This is a genomic window from Glycomyces sp. NPDC021274 (assembly GCF_040641195.1).
Lineage (GTDB): Bacteria > Actinomycetota > Actinomycetes > Mycobacteriales > Micromonosporaceae > Glycomyces.
The window spans coordinates 477,894-498,705 of record NZ_JBFADC010000002.1 but is presented as its reverse complement, the minus strand read 5'-3'; the positions used below and the strand labels follow the sequence as shown (position 1 = coordinate 498,705).

Sequence of the window (20,812 nt, the reverse complement as noted above, 5' to 3'; positions counted from 1 at the left end):
TTGCCGATCGACGAGTACTTCACCACGATGTTCCGGGGCCTTGAGAAGGCCACGGCACCAGGTGAGACCGAAGCGGCGAAAGACGCGCTCGCACAGGCCTACATGCGCGAGTACATCGGCGACGCCCTCGCCTGGGACGCCACCGGCATCGCCATCGAGGACACCGAGATCGAAGGCTCCCACGGCCCGATCCCGCTGCGCCTCTACCGCCCCGAAGGCACGATCACGGGCTCGGTGCTCTGGTGCCACGGCGGCGGCTTCCGCCACGGCGACCTCGACATGTTTGAAGCCCACGGCGTGAGCATCGAACTCGCCCGCCGCGCCGGCGTTGCAGTGGCCTCAGTGGACTACCGACTCGCCGACGGCACCGTCAAGTACCCCGTGCCCAGCGACGACGTGCTCGCCGCCTGGGACTGGTGGTGCGAGCAGCCGCTCCCCGAAGGCGCCCCGATCGGCCTCGGCGGCGCCAGCGCCGGGGCCGCGCTGGCGCTCACGACCGCCTTGCGCACCAGGGACCTCGGCGGCCGCCCGGCCGACGTGCTGCTGCTCGCCTACCCGTTCGCGCACTACCCGAACCCGGCGCTGAGCCCGGCGCTGACCGCCGAGATGGCGGCCGTCCCGTTCCGCTTCGAACCCGAAGGCGTCGAGGACATGGTCCGCAACTACGTGGGGCGCATCAGCGACGTGCCGCCGAACGCCCTCCCCGGTGCGGCCCGGCTCGACGGCCTGCCGCCCGTCCGCCTCGTCGTCTCGGAGTACGACGACCTGCGCGCCTCGGCCGACCTGCTGGAGCGGCAGCTGCGGGAGGTCGGCGTCCCGGTCGAGTCCTACCAGGCCCAGGGCATGACGCACGGGCACCTGAACCACTCGGTGAACCTCCCTGAGGTCGCGCGGTCCCTCGACTTCTTCGTGAAGGGCCTCCACGCCTGATTCGAGCGGCGCGCTCCGGCCGCCTCCTCGCGTCCTCCGCCGACCGCTTCGACCCGATCCACCTGCGGCGTCACCTGATCCGTGGCAGGGTGGGTACCGGCGGCACCGGTCGCCGCGCGCCCGCGCTCGGCAGTTCCGCATCGCGGTGCCGGTGATGTCGGTCTACCGCAGGCATACACCCGGCCCGGCCGGGTAGCCGAGCCAGACGGACGACCGGCCGCCACGGGGGGAGACGCTTTGGCTTCGCGCATCGAGGACTACGGCATGATCGGGGACCTGCACACCGCCGCGCTGGTGGGTGCGGACGGCTCGATCGACTGGCTGTGCCTGCCCCGGTTCGACTCGCCGGCGTGCTTCGCCGCGCTCCTCGGTGAAGCGGACAACGGCTACTGGCGGCTCGGGCCCGCTTCCGGCGGGCGCTCGACCCGCCGCCGCTACCGTGGCGACACCCTCATCCTCGAGACCGAGTGGGACACTCCTGAAGGGAGCGTCCGCGTCACCGACGCGATGCCGCCGCGCGACGGCGCCGCCGACCTCGTGCGCGTCGTCGAGGGCCTCAGCGGCCGCGTCCCGATGCGGACGGCGATGCGCCTGCGCTTCGGCTACGGCCGCCTCGAGCCCTGGATGCGCTGCCGCGGCACGGAACTGGCCGCCATCGCCGGGCCGGACGCCGCCTGGCTCGACGCGGACGTGCCGCTCGCGATCGACGCGGGCACGGCCCGAGCGGACTTCGAGGTCGCCGCGGGGGAGCGGGTCGCGTTCACCCTCGTGCACGAACTCTCGCATCTGGACCGCCCGAAGCCGCCCGATCCGGAGCAGGCCCTCGCCGACACCGAGGCGTTCTGGACCGAGTGGATCGGCGACCTGCGCTACGAAGGCGAGTGGGACGAGGCCGTGCGCCGCTCCCTCATCATCCTCAAGGCCCTCACCTACGACCCGACCGGCGGCATCGCCGCCGCCGCGACCACGTCGCTGCCGGAGGACCTCGGCGGCGTCCGCAACTGGGACTACCGGTTCTGCTGGCTGCGCGACGCCGCGTTCGTCCTCCAGGCCCTGCTCGGCACCGGCTTCATCGGCGAGGCCACCGCCTGGCGGCAGTGGCTGCTGCGGGCCGCGGCCGGCGACCCCGCCGAGCTCCAGATCATGTACGGACTCGACGGCCGGCACTGGCTGCCCGAGCACGAACTCGACTGGCTCGCCGGCTACGAGGGCTCGGCCCCCGTGCGCATCGGCAACGCCGCCACCGGGCAGTTCCAGCTCGACGTCTGGGGCGAGACCCTCGACGCCCTGCACCTGGCCCGTGCGGCCGACCTCGAACCGGACGACTCCGCGTGGGACCTCCAGAAGGCCCTCCTGCACTTCCTCGAGCAGCACTGGGACGATCCGGACGACGGCCTCTGGGAGATCCGCGGCGAGCGCCGCCACTTCGTGCACTCCAAGGTCATGGCCTGGGCCGCCTTCGACCGCGCCGTGCAGGCGGTCGAGCGCTTCGGGCTGAGCGGTCCGGTCGACCGCTGGCGGGACCTGCGCGACCGCGTCCACGCGGACGTGTGCGAGCGGGGCTTCGACTCCGAACGCGGCACGTTCACGCAGTTCTACGGCTCGGAAGGCCTCGATGCCGCGCTGCTGCTCATTCCGCAGGTGGGCTTCCTGCCCTGGGACGACCCGCGCGTGGTCGGCACGGTGGAGGCCGTGCAGGGCGCGCTGTCGCGGGAAGGATTCCTGCTGCGCTACGACGTGACCGCGGACGGCGGCGTCGACGGCCTGCCCGGCGACGAGGGCGTCTTCCTGGCCTGCACCTTCTGGCTCGTCGACGCCCTGCAGGGCATCGGGCGCGAACGCGAGGCCCGCGACCTGTTCGAGCGGCTCCTGAACGTGCGCAACGACCTCGGCATCCTCAGCGAGGAACTCGACCCGGCCTCGGGCCGGCACCTCGGCAACACCCCGCAGGCGTACAGCCATGTCGGACTGGTGAACTCGGCGCGGCATCTCAGCGGCGCCCACTCGGCCGAGGAGCCGCACGCCGTGCGGACCGCGCACGAGACCGAAGAGAGGGAGTGAATCGCCATGCGCGCGTTGACCTTCGCCCCTGGCAAGCAGGGCACTCTGGAACTCGCCGAGATCGACGACCCGGATCCGGGGGAGGGCGAACTGCTCGTCGAGGGCCTCGCACTCGGGGTGTGCGGCACCGACAAGGAGCTCGCGAACGGCGAGTACGGCTGGGCGCCCGAAGGCGCCGACCGGATGGTCATCGGGCACGAATCGCTCGGCCGCGTCAGGACCGCCCCTGAAGGCAGCGGCTTCGCGCCGGGGGACCTGGTCGTCGGCGTGGTGCGCCGCCCGGATCCGGTGCCGTGCGGTGCGTGCGCTCGGGGCCAGTTCGACTCGTGCCGCAACGGCGACTACTCGGAGCGCGGCATCAAGCAGCTCGACGGCTTCGGCAGCGAGCTGTGGACCGTCGAGGCCGAGTACGCCGTCAAACTCGACCCGGCGCTGTCCGATGTGGGCGTGCTGCTGGAGCCGATGAGCGTCCTCGCCAAGGCCTGGGACCAGATCGACCGGATCGGCTCGCGCGCCTGGTTCGAGCCGAAGTCGGTGCTCGTCACCGGTGCGGGCCCGATCGGGCTGCTCGCGGCCCTGATCGGCGCGCAGCGCGGGCTCGACGTGCACGTCTACGACCACAACGAGCACGGGCCCAAGCCGAAACTCGCCGCGGACCTCGGCGCGACCTACCACTACGAGAGCATGGCCGCCGCGGTCGAAGCGGCGACGCCCGACATCGTCATCGAGGCCACCGGCGTCGCCGACCTCGTGTTCGACGCGATCAGCGCCACGGGCGCGTTCGGCATCACCTGCCTCACGGGCGTGTCGTCTGCGGGCCGCAAGGTCGGCGTCGACGCGGGCGGCGTGAACCGGCAGATCGTGCTGGAGAACGATGTGGTCTTCGGCACGGTCAACGCCAATCTGGACCACTACGCGGAGGCGGCGCGGCAGCTCGCCGGGGCCGACCGCGACTGGCTCAGGCGCATCATCACCCGACGCGTGCCGTTGAGCCGGTTTAAAGACGCCTTCAACGGTGAACCCGACGACGTGAAAGTCGTCATTGACCTCACTGGGGGGTAAGGGGAAAAGCGGCGGCCGGGCTGGGGGGCCCGGCCGCCGCTGTATGCTCCGGGGCACCCCCGCCTTCAAATGGTCCTTTGTGAAACGCCCTTGCGGCTACCAGCAGGTGCCGCCCTGCTTGCGCTCGGCGATGCGGTCGCGGACCCGGCCGAGACCGTCGGCCACGGCCTTGCGCTCCTCGGGGGTGAGCACGTCGATGAGGATCTCGCGCACGGCCTCCACATGCCCGGGCGCGGCGCGCTCGAGGGTCGCGCGGCCCTCCGGAGTGATCTCGGCGAGCACGCCGCTCTTGCTCCACTCGCACTGGCGGCGCGTCACCAGCCCCGCCTTCTCCATCTGGCCGATCTGGTAGGTCAGGCCGCTCTTGGAGTTGATGATCCGCTCGGCCAGCTCGGTCATGCGCATCGCGCCCGCTTCGGCCCGGTTGAGGGTCATGAGGATCTGGTACTGGAGATGGGAGAGGCCCATGTCCTCTTTGAGCTGCTGGTCGAGCTCGCGGTCGACCAGGGTCGCCGCCGAGATGAACGCGATCCAGGCGTTCATCTCCTCCTCGTTCAGCCAATTCGTGTGACCCATGCCTCCAGCCTAACTGCTTGTTCAAATTTGAACTCAACTGTACCTTAGTGCCAGCAGTTCAAATTTGAAACGGTCGAGCATCGGAGACGACATGGCAACCGTTCACGCGACCGCCGCGGTCCGCACCCGCGTCACGATCCCCCTCAACTTCCCTTCTGAGCACAGCCCCGACGGCTACGCGACCACCGCCGAAGCCGTCACCTTCAAAGGCCTCGCCGACGGCCGAGAGCACCTGGCGCTGGTCTTCGGCCACCCCGCCCCCGGCGCGGCGCCGCTCGTGCGCCTCCACTCCGAATGCCTGACTGGCGACGTCTTCGGCTCGGCCCGCTGCGACTGCGGCCCCCAGCTGCGCGAAGCCGTCGAGCGCATCAGCGAGCGCGGCGGCGTCCTCCTCTACCTGCGGCAGGAGGGCCGCGGTATCGGCCTGTACAACAAGCTCGACGCCTACGCCCTGCAGGACGGCGGCCTCGACACCTACGAGGCCAACGCCGCCCTGGGCCTGCCCGAGGACGGCCGCGACTACACCGCAGCCGCCCAGATGCTCGAGGCCCTCGGCACCGGCCCGTTCGAGCTGCTCACCAACAACCCCGACAAGGCCCGCCAGCTCCGCGACCTCGGCGCGGACGTGACCGCGACCGTCCCCACGGGCGTCTTCGCGACCGACGCCAACGTCCGGTACCTCAACGCCAAGGTCGAGCGCACCGGCCACACGATCGCCCTGGCCGGCCTCGCCGCCTGACGAACGCCGAAAGGGCCCCGCATCGTCGCGATGCGGGGCCCTTTCGCGTGTCGCAGCAGCCTCGGGACCTGGTGGCGGTGGCGGTCGGGCTGCCGCGGCTGGCCCGCCTGCTAGCTTGGCCAAATGAGGCGGGTGCTCATCACGGGCGTATCAGGAGTCGGCAAGTCCACCGTCGTCGCGGCGCTCACGGCGCTCGGCCATGCGGCGGTGGACACCGATGTCGGCGGGTACTGCTCGCCGGGTCCCGACGTGGAGCCGCCGAAGCCGACCGCCGAGCCCGACTGGTTCTGGAACGAGACGCGCCTCCGGCGGCTGCTGGACACCGGAGGCGACCCGCTCTTCGTGAGCGGCTGCGTCCCGAACCAGTGGCGCTTCTACCCCGACTTCGACCGGATCGTCCTGCTCAGCGCCGCACCGGCAGTGGTGCGCCGCCGCCTCCTCGACCGAACCGGCAACGACTACGGCAAGGCCCCCGGCGAGCTGGAGCGGGCACTGCGCGACCAGGCGGAAGTCGAACCGCTCCTCCGCAGAGGCGCGACGGCCGAGATCGACACCGACGCACCGCTCGATGCCGTGATGGACCGGCTGCTGCGGCACGCGCTCGAATGAGGTCCCGCCATCCGGGAGATCGAGGCCCCGGTCGCACCTTGATTAGATGTCTGCCAAAATAGGCGCATGTCGAAGCAACCTGTTCACCTCGCCATGCGCGACCTGGACGACTGCCGTGTGCCACTCGTGAGCGAGCCGCTCAACGCCGACCAGGCCGAGCGGCTCGCCCCGTCCTTCAAGGCCCTCGGCGATCCGGTGCGGTTGCGGCTGCTCTCGCTCATCGCCTCCCACGCGGGCGGCGAGGTCTGCGTCTGCGACCTGACCGACGCGTTCGACCTCACCGCGCCCACCATCTCCCACCACCTCAAGGTGCTCAAGGAGACCGGGCTCGTCACGGCCGAACGCCGCGGCACCTGGGTCTACTACCGGGCCCGCGCCGAAGCGCTCGGCCTGCTCTCGACAGTGCTGGCCGTCCCGCGGTTCGCCGCTGCGCAGGGGACCGCCGCGTGAGCGCCGATCTCGCCACCGCGGCCCCCGCCAGGCTCTCCACGCTCGACCGGCTCCTGCCGGCCTGGATCGGCGCGGCCATGCTCGCCGGCATCGCCATCGGCCAGTTCGCCCCCGCGGTCGGCAAGGCGCTCAACGCGATCCAGATCGGCGGCATCAGCCTCCCGATCGCCGCAGGCCTGCTGCTCATGATGTACCCGGTGCTCGCCAAGGTCCGCTACGACAAGCTCGACTCGGTCACCGCCGACAAGCGACTCCTGGTCTCCTCGATCGTGCTGAACTGGCTCGTCGGGCCCGCGCTCATGTTCGCGCTGGCCTGGATCTTCCTGCCCGACCTTCCCGCGTTCCGCACGGGGCTCATCATCGTCGGGCTCGCCCGCTGCATCGCCATGGTCATCATCTGGAACGACCTCGCCTGCGGCGACCGCGAAGCCGCCGCCGTCCTCGTCGCATTGAACTCGGTCTTCCAGGTGATCGCCTTCGGCGGCCTCGGCTGGCTCTACCTCGACGCGCTGCCCCGGTGGCTGGGGCTGGACTCGACCGGCCTCGAAGTCTCCGGCTGGGAGATCGCCCTCAACGTCGCCGTGTTCCTCGGCGTGCCGCTCGCCGCCGGGTACCTGACCCGCCGCATCGGCGAGCGCCGCAGAGGCAGGGACTGGTACGAGTCGAAATTCCTGCCGCGCGTGGGCCCGTTCGCGCTCTACGGCCTGCTCTTCACCATCGTGGTGCTCTTCGCCCTGCAAGGCGAGGCGATCCTCGACCGGCCCGTGGACGTCGTCCGCATCGCGCTGCCGCTGCTCGTCTACTTCGCGCTCATGTGGGTCGGGTCCTTCGCCCTGGGCAAGGGCATCGGACTCGACTACGAGCGGAGCACGACGCTCGCGTTCACCGCCGCGGGCAACAACTTCGAACTCGCCATCGCCGTCGCCATCGCGACCTTCGGCGCCGCCTCCGGCCAGGCCCTGGCCGGCGTCGTCGGCCCGCTCATCGAGGTTCCGGTGCTCGTGGGCCTCGTCTACGTGAGCCTCTGGGCCCGCCGCTTCTTCAACGCCCGACCGCAAAGGAACACCGATGTCTGAACCGCTGACCGCGAAGCCCTCAGTCCTCTTCGTCTGCGTCCACAACGCCGGCCGCTCCCAGATGGCCGCCGGATGGCTCGCCCACCTCTCGGAAGGCCGCGTCGAAGTGCGCTCGGCCGGCTCGGCGCCCGCCGACAGCGTCAACCCGATCGCCGTCGAGGCCATGAAGGAGGTCGGCATCGACATCGCGGCACAGCGCCCGAAGATCCTCACGGTGGACGCGGTCGAGGCCTCCGACGTGTGCATCACCATGGGCTGCGGCGACGTGTGCCCGGTGTTCCCCGGGAAGCGCTACCTCGACTGGAAGCTGGACGACCCGGCCGGGCAGGGCATCGCGCCCGTCCGGGTCATCCGCGACGAGATCAAGGCCCGCGTGGAGGCCCTGCTCAAAGAACTGCTTCCCTAACCCTTCACCGCGCCGATGATCACGCCCTTCTTGAAGTGCTTCTGCACGAACGGGTAGATGATCAGCGCGGGGATGATCGCGATCATCACGATCGCCATCTTCACCGCGAGGGTCGGCGGCGCGTCCTGCAGGCCCGAGGCCTGCGGGAGCGGCGCCGACTCCACCACGTACGTGCGCAGCACCAGCGCGAGCGGCCACTTCCCGGTGTCGTCCAGGTACAGGAACGCGTTGAACCAGTTGTTCCAGTACGCGACCGCGTAGAACAGTGTGACCACGGCGATCACCGCCTTCGACAGCGGCGTCACGATCTGCCACAGCACCCGGAACTCCCCGGCGCCGTCGATCCGGGCCGCGTCGAACAGCTCCTGCGGGATGCTCATGAAGAACGCCCTGAGCACCACCACGTTGAACGCGGACACGGCCATCGGCAGGATGATCGCCAGGTAGTTGTCGCGCAGCCCGATCGCGCTCACCCACAGGTACACGGGGATGAGGCCCGGGAAGATCACGAACATCAGCAGTACCGAGAACAGGATCGTCTTGTGCCCGAACGAACCCGGGCGCGACAGCGAGTACGCGCCCAGGATCGAGACCACGACGCTGACGGCCGTGCCGACCGCCGTGATCCCCAGCGAGACCACCAGCGACCGCAGCACCACCGGGTTGCGGAACATCTGCTCGTACGCCTCGAACGTGACCCCGTCGCCCGGCCAGATGACCAGGCCGCCGACGCGGTTCACCGTGTCGCCACTCGACAGGCTCGTCAGCGCGATCGTGTAGAGCGGGAACAGGATCAGCAGCGCGATCACCACGATGCTCGCGCCCTTGGCCGCCAGACCGGCGGCGGTGGGCTTCTCTTCCCAAGCGGGACGGTTCCGAGAACTCATGACTTCGAATACACCCCCCGTTCGCCCAGCATGTGGGCGAACTTGTTGGCGGCCAGGATCAGCACGAGCCCGACCACGCCCTTGAACAGCCCGGCCGCGGCGCCGTAGTCGAAGTCGCCGGTGCGGATGCCGCTGTAGTACACGAACGTGTCGAACACTTCCGAGGCCTGCGACCCGACCGCACTGCGCTGCAGGAAGAACTGCTCGAACCCGACGTTCAGCGCGTCACCGAGCCGCAGGATCAGCAGGAGCACGATCACCGGCCGGATGCCCGGCAGCGTGATGTGCCACAGGCGCCTCCAGCGCCCGGCCCCGTCCACCGCCGCCGCCTCGTACTGGTTCGGGTCGATCGCGGCCAGCGCCGCGAGGAAGATGATCGCCCCGAACCCGGCCTCCTTCCAGATCGCCTGCGACGTGACCAGCAGGATGAACGTGTCCGGATCGGTCATCCAGTCCACGCCCTCGAACCCGTTGGAGCGCAGGATCTGCGAGAGCAGGCCCGCCCCGCCGAGCATCTGCTGGAAGATCGCGATCACGAGCACCCAGGAGAAGAAGTACGGCAGGTACACCACGCTCTGCAGCATCGACCGCAGCCGCTCGGACGCGATCGAGTGCATGAGCAGCGCCAGCGCGATCGGCACCGGGAAGTAGAACACCAGCTGGAACGCGGTGATCGACAGCGTGTTCACCATGGCCCGCAGGAACTCCGAGTCGGTGAACAGCACCTGGAAGTGCGTGAACCCGACCAGGCGCGAGCCGAAGATGCCGCCGGTGAACGGCTTGTAGTCCTGGAAGGCGACCACGTTGCCCAGGGTCGGGATCCACCAGAACCCCCACACCAGGATCATCATCGGCGCGGCCATGAGGAGCAGCGGCCAGTCGCGGCGCAGCCGCTCCCGCCAGTGCGCCTTGGCCTTCACTTTCCGTTTGGGGGCGTCCCCGACCTTGCGGGCCGGGGACTGGATCGTCGGAGCGCTCATTCGGCCTCCTGGTGGTAACCCAGTGCTTCGGGAGGAACCCGGCTCGCTGCGCGTGTCAGGCACTTCTGCACGAATACCCTTTCTGTAAAATTCTTGCTGTGCGTACGGCGTATAAGTGCCGGGCTTACCCGGACCCCGACCAAGCGGCCATGCTGGCTCGCACGTTCGGGTGTGTGCGCGTGGTGTGGAACAAGATCCTGGCCGAACGACATCGCGCCTGGCACACCGATGGCAAACGCACCTCGTACCGTGAAACGGACGCGGCGCTGACGGCTTGGAAGAAGACCGAGGACCTGGCCTTCTTGAACGAGGTCTCGAGTGTGCCGCTGCAGCAGACCTTGCGCCACCAGCACTCCGCCTTCTCGAACTTCTTTGCCGGGCAAGCCAACTACCCGCGGTTCAAAAGCCGGTCCTCCCGGCAGAGCGCGCACTACACGCGCTCGGCGTTCCGCATGAGTGGAGGCGAGCTGCGCCTGGCGAAGACGGCGACGCCGCTGAGATTCGTCTGGTCTTTCGGTGAAGTCGACCTCGCCGGCCTCGACCCCACTACGATCATCGTCTCCCGCGAACCGGACGGCCGCTGGTTCGTGACCTTCGCAGTGGACATTCCCGATCCCCAGCCGGAGCCGAGGAGCGGCCGCAGTGTCGGCATCGACTTGGGAGTCAAGGACTTCGCAGTCACCAGCGATGGAGAGCGCATCGCGAACCCGCGCTATCTGGAGCGCAAGGCCCGCAATCTCGCCCGCTACCAGCGGCGCATGGCACGCTGCCAGAAAGACTCGGCCAACCGCCGCAAAGCCAAGCAGAAAGTCGCCCGCGCGCACCGCAAGATCCGCAACGCCCGCACCGACTTCCTGCACAAGACCACCACCAGAATTGTCCGCACCAAGGACCTGATCGCCATCGAAGACCTCAATGTCAAAGGCATGGTGAAGAACCGCAGACTTGCAAAGCGGATCAGCGATGCGGCGTGGGGCGAGTTCCGGCGCATGCTCGAGTACAAAGCTGCCCGAGCTGGCCGCACCCTCGCGGTGATCGACCGCTGGTATCCCTCCTCGAAGACCTGCTCGCACTGCGGGCACCTGCTTGACAGGCTCGACCTGTCGACCCGGGCATGGCGATGCCCGGCCTGCCGCACCCGGCACGACCGGGACTTCAACGCGGCCAAGAACATTCTTGCGGCTGGTCGAGTCGCAGCCGGGCTGCCGCCCGGCGATGCCTGCGGAGCTGATGTCAGACGGCAAGGGTCCTCCCTTCCGCAATCGGCGATGAAACAGGAACCACCCCGAGCGCGAGCCCGAGGAATCCCCTCCCGCTAGGGAGGAGAGGAAAGTCAAAGGCGGTCGTTGTCCTCAGCGACCTTGGTGTAGTACTCGCGGGCCGAGTCGCCGACCTTCGCCCGCCAGTCTTCAACGATGGTCGCCCAGGCGGCGACGTCGCGCTGGCCGCGGTAGATCTCGTGGTGGGCGTCCTTCATCGGCTCGTTCTCGGCCGAGAGGTCCGAGGGCATCTCGACGCGCAGGCCCTGGAAGGGGCTGGGGTCGAGGAACGGCGCCGCGTTGGTCTCCCAGTCGTGCAGGCGCTCGACCATGCCCGGGTACTGGAACTTGTTGTTCGCGTTGGAGCGCCCGGAGAGGAACATGTAGGTCGGCGCGACCTCGGTCTGGCCGAGCTCGGTGCGCTGGGGCACGCCCTCGGCGTCGATGGTGAAGTGGACGCCTTCGACGCCGTCGGAGACCAGGTCGTACTCGACGGTGCCGAACGGGGCCGAGCACCAGTTGGCGACCCGCAGGCACTCCTGGATGCGCTCCTCGGGGAGGTCCTTCTTGATGAAGGTGAACATACCGGCGGGGTCGTCGCGCCAGATCGTGGGCGTGCCGCCGGCCTCGCGGGCCAGCGGGTCGACGATCTGCAGGTTGAAGCCCTCGACGCCGCGGTAGGTCTGGTACATCTCGTGCCAGGCGCCGAGGCCGTCCTCGTAGAACACGGCCTGGCCGGAGCCGATGATCTCCTTGGAGTTCGTGTTGCGGTCGGCCACGTAGTCGGGGTGGACGAGGCCCTTGTCGAACACCTGCCTGGTGAACTCGATCGCGGCGGCGAAGGCCTCGGTCTCGAACTTGTGGACCAGCTTGCCGTCTTCGACCTTCCAGAGCGTGGGCACGCCCATGGCCTCCTGGACGGTCTGGTCGAGGCTCGCGAACGCCCAGCGGTTGCTCCCGGGGTCGTTCACCTCCTCGGCGATCGCAAGGAGCTCTTCGAGGTTCGTCGGCTGCTCGAGGCCGAGCTGGTCGAGGATGTCCTGGCGGGCGAAGAGCGCGTTCGTGTAGGGCGCTCGTTCCCAGGGGATGCCGAGTAGCTTGCCGCCGAAGACGCCCATGGCCCATGCGGCCGTGGGATAGGAGGCGAGGAGCGGGTAGTCCGCCGCGGCCTTGCCGCCCGCGAGGTAGGGCGAGAGGTCGGCGAAGAGCTCGTTGGCGGCCTCGCTGAAGTCGGAGAGGTTCACGATCTCCCAGCCGGGGATCTGGAACATGTCCGGCACGTCGCCGCTGGCGAGGGTCGTCGTGATCTTGTCGAGGTAGTTGTTGCCGTCGGCGATGTTGAAGACGACGGTGCCGCCGAGGATCTCGTTGACGGTGGCGAAGTACGAGTTGCCGGGCAGCCCGGGAGGCGTCGGGTTCCACAGGGGAGTGATCGCCGAAATCTCTTCGCCGGTGGTCATCACCGGTTGGGTGACGGCCGTGACCGGTTCGGCCGGGCGCGAGAGGTACCCGGGGGTGACGGTGCCGTCGGGCTGGCCGGGCAGGTCGGGTTCGATGCCGCCTTCGTACGGGGTGTACTCGGGGAGCAGCTCCGCGAGTTCGTCGGACCCGGCGGCGGTGCCTTCGGGGCCTTCTTCGAGGGCCGCGCACCCGGCGAGGGAGGCTGCGACTGCGCCCGCGGCGCCGGCCTGGAAGAGGCCGCGGCGCTGGATTCGGAACGCGGGGCCGTTGCTTGAGGAGTCGCCCATGGCGATGCCTTTCGTTGGGGGATACAGGATTCGCCGGTATTTGTGCAGGCTGAGGGGGCCGTTGTTTAATGGTATGACCAAACAAATATAACTGGCTCGATGAGACCGGCGCAACACCCCTCCCAGAAGTAACTTGAGCGCGCCAGTCACCAGGCCCTGCGTCCCCGGGCTTGAAAGAGCACCGCCGTCGTCGACACCGGGAGCATCCGCACGGAGGAGCGGCGGCCCCGGAGCCACAGCGCGAAATCGGTCAGCGACGGCCGGATCCCTTGCAGCGTCAGCGGAACACCGTGCCTCGCGCACTCCGCGACGAGCACCTCGCGGTCAACGAGGAGCGCCGGATCGTGGACGCCGCGGGTCGCGATGCGCGGGATCCGCTCGGCCACACCGACGGCCAGGAATCGGCACAGCGCGGTCGCCGCGAGCGTGTCGATCACGAGCAGTCCGCCCGGGCGCAGCAGCCGGCACGCCTCCGCGACCGCCCGGGGGAGGTCCGGCACGTGCTCCAGGATCTCGCCCGCCACCACGACCTCCGCGCACGCGTCCGGCAGCGGCACCGCGAGCACGTCGCCCCGGATACCGAGCACGCCGTGAGCCGCAGCCTGCCGCAGCGCCTCCAGCGAGAGGTCCACCCCGATGTGCCGGTAGCCCTTGCCCTCCAGATGCGGCGCGAGCAGCCCCGCCCCGCAGCCGAGGTCCACCAGGACCGCGCCCTCACCCGCCGCGGGCGGCACCAGTGCCGCCCGCGACGCCGCCAGCCAGTGCAGCATCGCGAACACGCCCCGCGGCCGCCACCACTCCCCGGCCAGCCGGTCGTACATCGCCGGGTCGTTGGGGGCGAGGCCGTTCCGTGCACGGGCACCGCCGGGCGCTGTGGGGCTTCCGCTCATCCCGCCAGAGTGGCACACTGGCGGCCGTGAGTCACTTCTCGGCGAGTCGCGCGATGGTGCAGGCGTCCCATCCCCTTCCGGCGCTGGCCGTCTCGGCGGTCGCCGCGGGCCTGGCGCTGAGCGCCGACCGGACGCCCGCATCGGTCGTCATCGCGACCGCCGCGGTCTTCGCCGGGCAGCTCTCCGTCGGCTGGCTCAACGACCTGGTCGACGCGCCCCGCGACGCCCTCGTAGGCCGCCGGGACAAACCGGTCGCGACCGGCGCGATCGGCCCCGGCGCGGTCCGCGCGGCGTTCATCGTCTCCGCCGGGGCGGCCGTGGTCCTCTCGCTGTTCTCCGCCCCGCTCGGCGCCGCGGCGCACCTCGCGGCGCTCCTCTCGGCCTGGGCCTACGACCTCGGTGTCAAGGCCTCCGCGTTCTCGGTGGCGCCCTTCGCGTTCTCCTTCGGACTGCTGCCGGTGTTCCTCTTCCTGGGCGCGCCGCAGGCGCCGCTCCCTCCACTTTGGCTCATCGGTGCCGCCGCGGCGCTCGGGAGTGCCGCGCACTTCGTCAACGTCCTCCCCGACCTCGCCGACGACGACGCCACCGGGGTGCGCGGCCTGCCGCACCGCATGGGCCCCCGGGGCGGCCGCATCGCCGCGGCGGCACTGGTGCTCACCGCCTCCGGGCTGCTCGTCTTCGGCCCCGGCGGGCCGCCGACGACGCTCACCCTCACCGCCGTGCCGCTCTCAGTCGCCATCCTCGTCGCCGGCTTCCTCCTCGACCGCCGCCCCCGCTCCCGGGCCGCGTTCCGCGCCGTGATGCTGGTGGCCCTCATCGACGTCGCCCTCCTGCTGCACACCGGCTGAGGGCACGACCCGCGGATCCGGCCCCGGTCGCACTTCCGTGTCAGGGTTGATCGCGACGCGGGTTCCGTGGACACTGGTTCGCAGAGGTCCACCCGGCGCAGCCGGGCCCTATCGGAGGAGCGTGCGTTGACGACCAGTGAGCACCCCGCAGACGGCCCGAACGACGGCGCCCGCGCCCTCGCCCTGGCCCGCGAACTCGCCCCGAAATTCGCCGAACGCGCTGCGGTGCACGACGAGCGCGGCCGGTTCCCGGAAGCGGACTTCGCCGACCTGCGGGCGGCCGGCCTGTTCGGGCTCATGGTGCCCGAACGCCTCGGCGGCTTCGGCGCCTCCTTCGCCGAGTACGCCCGCGTGGCTTCCGCGCTCGCGCGCGGCGCGGGCTCCACGGCGCTCGTCTTCAACATGCACGCCTCGGTCACCGGCGCCCTCGCCCAGACCCCGGACGACCTCGTGCGCCTCCTCGGCGCCCCGAAGAGCTCCTTCGAAGCCCGCGACAAAGCACTCGAGGCCGCCGCGGGCGGCGCCCTCTACGGGGTCGCGATGAGCGAACGCGGCAGCGGCTCCCGCCTCTCCCAGACTTCGACCGCCTACCGCCGCACCGACTCCGGGTTCCGGATCACCGGCAGCAAGGCCTTCGTCTCCGGTGCCGGGCACGTGGACGCCTACCTCGTCACCGCCCGGGAGGCCGACGCCGAGGAACCGCAGGTCTCCTACTTCCTCGTCCCCGCAGGCGAAGGCATTCGCGTCGAGGAGACATGGGATTCGCTCGGCATGCGCGCCACCGGCAGCCAGGACGTCCACTTCGACGTCGAAGTCGGCCCCGAAGCCCTCCTCGGCGGCGTCGAGGGACTCACCCTCATGATCGCCGAGGCCATGCCGCAGTGGCTCGTCGCCTCCTACTCCGCCGTCTACGCGGGCGTCGCCCGCGCCGCCGTCGACGCCGCCGCCGAGCACCTCCGCCGGCGCGGCCTCGGCCGCCTCCCCGCCGCGCGCGCCCGGCTCGGCCGCGCCGACACCGCCGTGGCCGCCGCCGAACTCGTCGTCGCCGAGACCGCCGCGCGGATCGACACCGCCCCAGGCGATCCGGAGACGAACCGGTGGGTCTGGCGCGCGAAGCTCACCGCCGGGGACACCGCCGTCCAGGTGGCCTCCTCGCTGCTCGAAGCCGCCGGCGCCTCCGCGTCCCGCCGCGGCCACACCCTTGAACGGCTCTACCGCGACGCCCGCTGCGGCGCACTGCAGCCGGCCACCTCGGACGTGTGCGCCGACTGGCTCGGTGTCGCCGCTCTCGGCGAGGACCCGGACCACGACGCCGAAGTCCCGCGATGGTGAGCGCCCGCATCGCCGGGATCGGCGCCGCCCTGCCGCCGCTCTACGCCCAGGAGCAGCTGTGGGAGGACGTGTTCCGCTGGCATTTCTCCCGCAGCCGCGTCGCCCAGCGCATCTTCACCGCGTCCGACGTGCGCCACCGCCATTCCGCGACCGATCCCGCCGAGTTCAAGGCCGTCGCCGACTGGTCCACCGCCGAGCGCATGACCCGGTTCGGCGAGGTCGCCCCGCCGCTCGGTCTCGAAGCGGTCCGGAACGCCCTGCACGCCGCGGACACCGATGCCGAGGAGATCGGCCTGCTCGCCGTCGCCACCTGCACCGGCTACGGCACTCCGGGTCTCGACATCGAGCTCGCGCGGATGCTCCCGCTGCCCGCCGACGCTCGCAGGCTCCTCATCGGACACACCGGCTGCCATGCCGCGCTGCCCGCGCTCGCCACGGCCGCCGACTATGTTGCGGCCCATGACCGTCCGGCCGTGCTGCTCTGCCTGGAACTCACCTCGCTGCATCTGCAGCCGGCCACGATCGATCCGGGGCAGATGGTCTCGCACGCCCTCTTCGCGGACGCCGCCGCCGCGGTGGTGGTGCGCCCCGGGGCCGCCCGGGGCCTGCGCGTGGTCGACGTCGACGCCCGCACGGACACCGACCGCCGCCGCCAGATGACCTGGGACATCACCGATCTCGGCTTCCGCATGGGGCTCTCCCCGGAGGTCCCCGACGCCCTCGCCGAACAGGTCGGGCCGCTCGTGAAGGACCTCCTGGGCCGCCACGGCCTCGACGTGCAGGACGTCGCGGCCTGGGCCGTCCACCCGGGCGGTCCGCGGATCCTCGACGCCATCGAAGAGGGCCTCGCCCTCGATCCGTCCGCACTCGCGACCTCCCGCAAGGTGCTCGCCGAGCACGGCAACTGCTCCTCGGCGACCGTGCTGCTGGTCCTGCAGGAGCTGGGGCCGCAGGACGGGCCCGTGGTCGCGCTCGCGTTCGGCCCCGGCCTCACGCTCTACGCCGCGCTCCTCGAACCCGAGTAAGCGAACGGGCCCGGTGGCATCGCCACCGGGCCCGATCACTGCTCGGAGGTCACGGCGAGAGCGTGAAGTCCGCTTCCGTCACGCCGTCGGCGACGACGTTCACCGATCCCGTCGCCGACCCGGACTCGGCGTCCACCACCGAGAACTGCGTCGAGCCGGAACCGGTCGCGAAGGTCCAGTACGCGCCGTCGGCGTCAGAGACGCCGTGGTGGCCAGAAGCGGTGTGGGTGACCACCGCGCCCGCGACGGGTGCGCCGCTCTGGTCGGTGACCGTGCCCCGAACGAGGCCGCCCGGGATCGGGGCGCAGTCGGGCGTGCCGCCGACGAGCACGTCGTCGATCTGCCACCAGTAGCCGGACATGTAGGCGTGGTAGTAGTGGAACTTGAGCCGGGCCTCCTGTGCCCCGGCCCAGGCGCTCAGGTCCACGGTGACCGTGCTGTCGCGGATCGAACCCGTTGCTTCCCAGGCGTTCTGCCAGGTCTGGCCGCCGTCGGTGCTGATCGCGACCTCCGCCGCGGAGTGCGGGAGGTACCCGGTGAAGTCGGTGGCGAAGGTCAGGACCGGCGTCGGGGCGCTCGAGAGGTCGAACACCGGCGAGATGAGGTCGGTGTCCATGGTGCCGCCGCCCGGCGGGCGGGCGAAGGCGAAGCCGCCCGAGCCGGGAGTGCGGTTGCCCTGGTTGTAGGGATCGTGGAAGATCCACGGCGCGGGGCCGCGGTTCTCCACGGTCCAGCCCACCGGCGCGGTGTCGGACTCGAAGCCGGTGCCCAGCGGGTCGAACGTGTAGCCGGGGGCGGTGCAGCTCTCGGCGACCGGCACCTCGATGCGCAGGTCAGCGGCGTCCGCCTGGACTCGCACGGTCTGGTACCCGCCGTATTCGGCCTCGACGACCAGCTCCACGCCGCCGGTCGGCAGCGTCAGCTCGAACCGCCCGGTGAGCGGATCGGTCTCGGTGGACACCTCGCCGCCCGCCGAGGCCACGGTCGCGGCCAGGGGCCAGCCGTGGCCGGAGCCGTCGACCACCGTGCCGGTGACCACTGTGGTGGGAAGCTCGGTCAGGACCGCGTCGAACACGGCCGTCTGGTCGGGCGCGACGGTCACGGTGCCGGTGACGGTCGCATAGCCGAACTTGGCGACCGTGACCGTGTGCTGCCCGGCCAGGGCGAAGGTCACGGTGTACGTGCCGTCGGTCGAGCTGGTGGCGCGGCGGTCGAACGTCCCGTCGAAGACCAGCGCCGCGCCCGCCAGCGGTGCGCCTTCGGCGTCGGTGACGGTGCCGGCGATGGAGCCGGAGTCGCCGTCGGGGAGTTCCTGGGCGGCCGCGAGCGCGTCGACGCGCCCGTACCCGTGGACGTTGTTCGCCTCGGCGGTGCCGCCGCACTGATCGTCCTCGGTGTAGCGGGCGGAACCGGTGAGCATCTCGTAGACGAGGCCGTAGTCGCCGCGGAGGGCCGGTTCGGCCTCCATCATGAGGGCGATGGTCCCGGCCACGTGCGGTGCGGCCATCGAGGTGCCGCTCTGCGAGCCGTAGCGGTTGCCGGGCATCGAGGAGTGGATGGTGGACCCGGGGGCGGACACGTCCGGTTTGACGCGGCCGTCGCTGACGGGCCCGCGGGAGGAGTAGTCCGCGATCGCGCCGCTGACGTTGTAGGCGCCCACCGCGATCACGTTCGCGTACGCCCCGGGGGCGTTGGCGGTGTTGCAGACCGGACCGCTGTTGCCCGCGGCGAACACCGGGATGATCCCGGCGGCGTGCCAGAGGTCCACGATGTCCTCGAAGTACGGGTCGTCGTCGCCGTCCCGGCCCCAGGAGTTGTTGATGATGTCGGGCGCCTTGGACGGGTCGGGGTTGCTCCCCTGCGAGTCGGTCGGCGCGACCATCCACTGCCCGGCCTTGAGCACCGATTCCATGCTGCTGCCGTAGTAGTTGGCGGCGATCCACTCGGCGCCGGGGGCGACGCCGATCTGGTTGCCCGCGCCGTCGTCGCCGACCATGGTGCCCACGGTGTGGGTGCCGTGGGTGTCGAGGTCGCACGGGGTTGCGCCGCAGCGGCCTTCGACGTCGTAGAAGTTGTAGTCGTGGGTGAAGGTGCCGTCCCCGTTGTTGCCCCGGTACTGGTTCACCAGCGCGGGGTGGTCGTACTGGACGCCGGAGTCGATGCTGGCGACCACGACGCCTTCGCCGGTGACGCCGAGCTGGTCCCAGACTGCGGGGGCGTTGATGTCGGCGACGCCCCAGCCGGCCGCGGCCGCGTCGAGTTCGGTTTCGGGCGCGACCGGTTCGACGGTCACGACCTCCGGGGTGTCGGCGACTTCGGCGACCTCGTCGAAGGCGGTGACGGTCGCGAGCAGTTCGGCGTCGCCGGTCACCTTGAGCGACGACGAGGCCCAGAAGGATTCGTAGTCCACGCCGGCCTCGTCGAGGGCGGCGGCCACGTCCGCCTGGGAGGACTCGGCGAACGCCTTCGCCGCCGCGATGGCGGCGGCTCCTTTCTCGGTCTTGGTCTCGGCGGCGTAGGCGGCCGAGTAGTCCGGGCTCCCCTCGAACTGCACCCAGAGTTCGGCTTCGCCTTCGGCGTCGATCTCGGCGAGCAGTTCGGGGTCGGTCTTCTGCTCCATGAGCGCTGTGGCGTCGGTCTCGGTCTGCGCGAGAGCGGGGGCGGCACCGGCAAATGCCGCTGAGAGCGCTCCCACTAGCGAGACTGCGAGTCCCTGACGCCATCGTTGCGTACCTGACAAGACGGCTCCTCGTTGTGACGGTTCCAGGCGCCGGGGGTATTCGGCGCCGATCGCGATCGAGATGCAAGGGCAATCGATGCCCTTGCGCCCCACCATGACAGGCCATCGACAAAGACCGAAATGGACATAAGAGGAAAATCCGAGGAACTATGTGGAAACTGCCGCGGGAGTGCCGCAACTCACACGCCTCCCGCCGGGCGGCGCACCGTCCGATGCCGGGGTGCAACGCGGCCCCTCAACACGCGGCGGCCCAGGTCGCGGCGGTGGAACACTGGAGGCATGACGACTACGCAGCAGCCCGGCGCCGGCTCCGCGCTCGGACGGTTCCTGCGCGCCCGACGCGAGGAGATCACCCCGGCCGACGTGGGCCTCACCGCCGGCCCCGGCATCCGCCGCACCCCGGGGCTGCGCCGCGAAGAGCTCGCCACCCTCGCCGGCGTGAGCATCGACTACTACACCCGCCTCGAGCGCGGCAAGGAGACCCGGCCGAGCCCGCAGGTCGTCGACGCCCTCGCCCGCGCGCTCAAACTCGACGAGGCCGAGCACGAGCACCTGCGCGACCTCGCCGCCAGCGCCGCCCGCCGCTCCACCGACGCCCCGAAGGCGCCCAGCCGCACCCTGCCGCCCGGGATCGCGCAGATCCTCGAGCGCCTGCGCCCGAACCCGGCGTACGTGATGAGCCGCAACATGGACGTCCTCGCCGCCAACCCGGGCGGGCTGCGCCTGCTGCCCGGGATCGACGAGTGGCCCGCGGCCAAGCGCAACGTCGCCCGCTACATGTTCCTGCACCCTGACGCGACGACCTTCTTCGCCGACTGGGAGAACCAGGTGCGCGGCTGCGTCGCCAACCTGCGGGCGCTGGCCGGGACGGAGCCGGACGCGCCGGACCTGCAGGCCCTGGTGGGGGAGCTCTCGGTGAAGAGCCCGGCGTTCGCGAAGCTCTGGGACCGTTATGAAGTGCGCCCCCACACCACGGGCCGCAAGTCCTACCACCACCCGCTCATCGGCGACATCACCCTCGGCTACCAGGGCTTCGACCTCGCCGGGGGCAACGGCGTGCGGATGATCGTGTACTACGCCGAGCCCGGCACCGGCCAGGAGGACGCGCTCGCGCTGCTCGACATGGCCTCACCGGTGGAGGACGCGTCCGCCGTCGACGTGCAGCAGTAGCAATGCCGAACGCCGGGGCGCTGA

The 20,812-nt window shown here is 70.7% G+C and carries 19 protein-coding genes; 13 read left to right on the top strand and 6 right to left on the bottom strand.

What is annotated here, in order from left to right:
- From AB0I03_RS06195 to AB0I03_RS06185, 3 genes are all read left to right on the top strand, one after another.
- Positions 1-930: an alpha/beta hydrolase gene (locus AB0I03_RS06195; RefSeq protein WP_360407246.1), complete on the top strand. Its 930-nt coding sequence runs from the start codon at positions 1-3 to the stop codon at positions 928-930.
- A gap of 237 nt (positions 931-1,167) precedes the next feature.
- Complete coding sequence (locus AB0I03_RS06190; RefSeq protein ID WP_360407243.1) at positions 1,168-2,991, top strand: glycoside hydrolase family 15 protein; 1,824 nt, start codon at positions 1,168-1,170, stop codon at positions 2,989-2,991.
- Positions 2,992-2,997: 6 nt separating this feature from the next.
- A complete protein-coding gene (locus tag AB0I03_RS06185; protein ID WP_360407240.1) occupies positions 2,998-4,053 on the top strand; it encodes a glucose 1-dehydrogenase in 1,056 nt (351 codons plus the stop codon).
- Positions 4,054-4,149: 96 nt separating this feature from the next.
- On the opposite strand, the gene AB0I03_RS06180 is transcribed toward AB0I03_RS06185, so the two are convergent.
- The gene (locus AB0I03_RS06180) at positions 4,150-4,629 is read right to left on the bottom strand and encodes a MarR family transcriptional regulator (RefSeq protein WP_360407237.1); all 480 of its coding nucleotides are present in this window, start codon (positions 4,627-4,629) and stop codon (positions 4,150-4,152) included.
- 91 nt (positions 4,630-4,720) lie between these two features.
- On the opposite strand from AB0I03_RS06180, the gene ribA reads away from it, so the two are divergent.
- The 5 genes from ribA to AB0I03_RS06155 all read left to right on the top strand — a co-directional run bounded on the left by ribA (position 4,721) and on the right by AB0I03_RS06155 (position 7,909).
- Positions 4,721-5,368, top strand: coding sequence for a GTP cyclohydrolase II (gene ribA, locus AB0I03_RS06175; protein WP_360407234.1), 648 nt, complete (start codon positions 4,721-4,723; stop codon positions 5,366-5,368).
- Between the two features lie 123 nt (positions 5,369-5,491).
- Entirely contained in the window at positions 5,492-5,977 is a 486-nt protein-coding gene (locus AB0I03_RS06170; RefSeq protein ID WP_360407231.1) for an AAA family ATPase, read from the top strand.
- Positions 5,978-6,043: 66 nt separating this feature from the next.
- Positions 6,044-6,427: a metalloregulator ArsR/SmtB family transcription factor gene (locus AB0I03_RS06165; protein WP_360407228.1), complete on the top strand. Its 384-nt coding sequence runs from the start codon at positions 6,044-6,046 to the stop codon at positions 6,425-6,427.
- Complete coding sequence (arsB, locus tag AB0I03_RS06160) at positions 6,424-7,503, top strand: ACR3 family arsenite efflux transporter (protein WP_360407225.1); 1,080 nt, start codon at positions 6,424-6,426, stop codon at positions 7,501-7,503. The genes AB0I03_RS06165 and arsB overlap by 4 nt, the downstream gene beginning before the upstream one ends.
- A 4-nt stretch (positions 7,504-7,507) precedes the next feature.
- Positions 7,508-7,909: an arsenate reductase ArsC gene (locus tag AB0I03_RS06155; RefSeq protein WP_360408113.1), complete on the top strand. Its 402-nt coding sequence runs from the start codon at positions 7,508-7,510 to the stop codon at positions 7,907-7,909.
- Here the strand turns inward: AB0I03_RS06155 and AB0I03_RS06150 are convergent.
- Positions 7,906-8,796, bottom strand: coding sequence for a carbohydrate ABC transporter permease (locus tag AB0I03_RS06150; RefSeq protein ID WP_360407222.1), 891 nt, complete (start codon positions 8,794-8,796; stop codon positions 7,906-7,908). The genes AB0I03_RS06155 and AB0I03_RS06150 overlap by 4 nt on opposite strands.
- Entirely contained in the window at positions 8,793-9,776 is a 984-nt protein-coding gene (locus AB0I03_RS06145) for an ABC transporter permease subunit (RefSeq protein ID WP_360407219.1), read from the bottom strand. The genes AB0I03_RS06150 and AB0I03_RS06145 overlap by 4 nt, the downstream gene beginning before the upstream one ends.
- A gap of 98 nt (positions 9,777-9,874) precedes the next feature.
- Between AB0I03_RS06145 and AB0I03_RS06140 the strand changes: the two genes are divergently transcribed.
- Positions 9,875-11,095 (top strand): RNA-guided endonuclease TnpB family protein, encoded by a 1,221-nt coding sequence (locus AB0I03_RS06140; protein WP_360407216.1) that lies wholly within the window; start codon positions 9,875-9,877, stop codon positions 11,093-11,095.
- A gap of 14 nt (positions 11,096-11,109) precedes the next feature.
- On the opposite strand, the gene AB0I03_RS06135 is transcribed toward AB0I03_RS06140, so the two are convergent.
- Together AB0I03_RS06135 and AB0I03_RS06130 are read right to left on the bottom strand one after the other, a co-directional pair.
- Positions 11,110-12,783, bottom strand: a complete 1,674-nt coding sequence (locus tag AB0I03_RS06135; protein ID WP_360407213.1) for an extracellular solute-binding protein — start codon at positions 12,781-12,783, stop codon at positions 11,110-11,112.
- A 146-nt stretch (positions 12,784-12,929) separates the two neighbouring features.
- Positions 12,930-13,673, bottom strand: a complete 744-nt coding sequence (locus tag AB0I03_RS06130; RefSeq protein WP_360407210.1) for a methyltransferase domain-containing protein — start codon at positions 13,671-13,673, stop codon at positions 12,930-12,932.
- Between the two features lie 26 nt (positions 13,674-13,699).
- On the opposite strand from AB0I03_RS06130, the gene AB0I03_RS06125 reads away from it, so the two are divergent.
- The 3 genes from AB0I03_RS06125 (at position 13,700) to AB0I03_RS06115 (ending at position 16,878) form a co-directional block, all read left to right on the top strand.
- On the top strand, positions 13,700-14,521 hold the full coding sequence (locus AB0I03_RS06125) for a UbiA family prenyltransferase (protein WP_360407207.1): 822 nt from the start codon (positions 13,700-13,702) through the stop codon (positions 14,519-14,521).
- Positions 14,522-14,647: 126 nt separating this feature from the next.
- Positions 14,648-15,853 (top strand): acyl-CoA dehydrogenase family protein, encoded by a 1,206-nt coding sequence (locus AB0I03_RS06120; protein WP_360407205.1) that lies wholly within the window; start codon positions 14,648-14,650, stop codon positions 15,851-15,853.
- Entirely contained in the window at positions 15,847-16,878 is a 1,032-nt protein-coding gene (locus AB0I03_RS06115; RefSeq protein WP_360407202.1) for a 3-oxoacyl-[acyl-carrier-protein] synthase III C-terminal domain-containing protein, read from the top strand. The genes AB0I03_RS06120 and AB0I03_RS06115 overlap by 7 nt, the downstream gene beginning before the upstream one ends.
- A gap of 49 nt (positions 16,879-16,927) precedes the next feature.
- Here the strand turns inward: AB0I03_RS06115 and AB0I03_RS06110 are convergent, their stop codons facing one another.
- The gene (locus AB0I03_RS06110; protein WP_360407199.1) at positions 16,928-19,573 is read right to left on the bottom strand and encodes a S8 family serine peptidase; all 2,646 of its coding nucleotides are present in this window, start codon (positions 19,571-19,573) and stop codon (positions 16,928-16,930) included.
- Between the two features lie 324 nt (positions 19,574-19,897).
- Between AB0I03_RS06110 and AB0I03_RS06105 the strand changes: the two genes are divergently transcribed.
- Positions 19,898-20,788 carry a helix-turn-helix transcriptional regulator gene (locus AB0I03_RS06105; RefSeq protein WP_360407196.1) on the top strand — a complete coding sequence of 297 codons (891 nt, stop codon included), beginning with the start codon at positions 19,898-19,900 and terminating at the stop codon, positions 20,786-20,788.
- Positions 20,789-20,812: the final 24 nt, after the last annotated feature.